Here is a 782-nt window from a genome sequence, read left to right as displayed (position 1 = left end):
GCGAGAAACCACGGCCGAAGTTTCTCGCTCAGCTCCCAAAGACACGCTGACAAAAGTAGAAGAGAAACTCAACGCAATTAAAGATTGGTATGCGTCGATCAAGGAAGCAGAGACTGTCTCTAAACAAAGCGTGCTTTCTTCGTTAAAGGACGTTATTTCTGATCCTCAAACACAAAAAGAAGCGCTGTGGTACGCCTTTCATCAGGCGAAAAGCGCCAAAGGAACGGATGATGCCGTTCCGGAATTATTGAGCGTTCTGAAACAAGAGTTGCTCGGAGATTTTGCTGGCCAGTTAATGGCTGAGCCGCCAACAGACAGAGCAGCATTAAAAGCGATGCTTGCGCAAAGCTTCCCACTTGGCGCTCAGAAAGAACAAGCGCTTTGGCATTGTTGGGCAGAGCTAAAGTCTTTGCCAGAGATGACATCAACAGTCGATTTAGTACGTGAAGAGCTGAGTTTTGTTATCCAAAAAAACGCGATGGTGAAGAACATCATGACTCACAGCCATAAGTTAGATTTGTCGTAGGAGTACACATGATCAATACACAGTACACCGAGGTGATGCAAACCAACCTTGAGAAGTTGCAAGATGCTCAAGTCGAAGACGGGCTGAGTGAGCGTTTTGAACAAGCCATGTCCATTCCGGAGGGGAACAACGGTTTAGAAGGCGGTTTGCTAGAAAACATCAGCGAACTAAAAAACACCATCGACAACGCGAAAAGCAGTCTACAAGACAGCATGAAAATGGTCGGTGACGATCCAGCGCAACTGTTGCAAATGCA

Annotated in this window: 2 protein-coding genes; both read left to right on the top strand. The window is 46.5% G+C overall.

The features are described 5' to 3' along the window. A partial coding sequence (gene vscH, locus R8O11_RS26850; protein ID WP_318194827.1) for a YopR family T3SS polymerization control protein VscH occupies window positions 1-526 on the top strand: 526 nt, incomplete at its 5' end. 8 nt (window positions 527-534) lie between these two features. Beyond that, the coding region (gene vscI, locus R8O11_RS26845; RefSeq protein WP_318194826.1) for a SctI family type III secretion system inner rod subunit VscI at window positions 535-782 on the top strand (248 nt) is incomplete at its 3' end.

Source organism: Vibrio sp. 1288, assembly GCF_033344475.1.
Note: the sequence above shows the minus strand (reverse complement) of the source record. Positions and strands in the feature narration are given on the sequence as shown.